This is a genomic window from Novosphingobium aerophilum (genome assembly GCF_014230305.1).
Lineage (GTDB): Bacteria > Pseudomonadota > Alphaproteobacteria > Sphingomonadales > Sphingomonadaceae > Novosphingobium > Novosphingobium aerophilum.
In genome coordinates, this window is sequence record NZ_JACLAU010000113.1 from 1 (window position 1) to 1,106 (window position 1,106).

Consider the following 1,106-nt stretch of genomic DNA (forward strand, 5'->3'; position numbering starts at 1 on the left):
TGGTGACCATAGCGTCTGTGACCCACCCGATCCCATCTCGAACTCGGCCGTGAAACCAGACCGCGCCAATGGTACTAACGCTCAAGCGTTGGAAGAGTAGGTCGTCGCCAGGCATTGCTGCCCGTGCTCAAAAAAACCCATTCACAAATGTCAGGGCCTTCAAGCCCAAAGCGCGAAGGGCCCCCAAAGGGCCCTTTTTGCTTGGACACTCAAAGGCCCAGGGCCGGCTCAGCCAGCCCAAATCGGTGACGCGGGGTGGAGCAGCCCGGTAGCTCGTCAGGCTCATAACCTGAAGGTCGCAGGTTCAAATCCTGCCCCCGCAACCAAATCAAAGCACAAGCTTCCAGACACTCCTCTCAGCCCAGGCCGGCGAGCCTTCCCTGCATGGCGGCGAAGCCTTCATCCAGGGCCTCGATCACGGCCCGGATCCGCGGCATGTGCCGCAGGTCCTCGTGCACGCCGAGCCACACCTCGCGCGGGGGCATGTCCGCCGGATCGGTCAGCCGGACCACGCCCGAGAGGCCGTCGGCCATGAAGCACGGCAGGCACGCCACCCCAAGCCCTGCCTGAACCGCCGCGAGCATGCCGTTGCGGTTGTTCGTGCGGACCGTCCGCCGTGCGCGGGGGAAGCGGTCCTCGAGCCAGCGCGTCTCGGCCAGGTGGCTCTGGTCACCGAGCACAGTCACCAGACTGTGCTCGGCCGAGGCGCAGGCGCCGGCCGGGACGCCCCCATGCCGCTCGACATAAGCGGTGCTGGCGTAGAGCGCCATATGCGCCGTACCCAGCCGCCGACTGACCAGCTCATTGCCTTCGAACCGCGCCATGCGGATCGCCAGGTCCGCCTCGCGCCGCGACAGGTTGAACGAGCGGGGATCGCTCATCAAATCGACAGTAATCCCGGGATAGCGGGCCTGGAGGCGCACCAGGGCGGCAGGGACGATGCGCTCGGCCACGGCCTCCACCGTGGTCAGGCGCACCACTGTCGCGCGACGATCAGGGTGAGAAGGCGCGACGATCAAGATGAGAATGCGGTGTGTCGGGATCGGCGGAGGGCGTAGCCCGTAGTCGATCCCGACACACCGGAGTCACTCTCTGCCGGGTGCCTG

Annotated in this window: 1 protein-coding gene, 1 tRNA gene and 1 rRNA gene; 2 read left to right on the top strand and 1 reads right to left on the bottom strand. The window is 66.2% G+C overall.

The features are described from left to right. Nucleotides 1–113: ribosomal RNA gene (gene rrf / locus H7F49_RS19255) — 5S ribosomal RNA — on the top strand; the annotation flags it as partial. A 136-nt stretch (nucleotides 114–249) separates the two neighbouring features. Continuing rightward, nucleotides 250–326: transfer RNA gene (locus H7F49_RS19260), tRNA-Met, on the top strand. A gap of 30 nt (nucleotides 327–356) precedes the next feature. Here the strand turns inward: H7F49_RS19260 and H7F49_RS19265 are convergent. After that, a complete protein-coding gene (locus tag H7F49_RS19265) occupies nucleotides 357–980 on the bottom strand; it encodes a LysR substrate-binding domain-containing protein (protein ID WP_185685159.1) in 624 nt (207 codons plus the stop codon). Nucleotides 981–1,106: the final 126 nt, after the last annotated feature.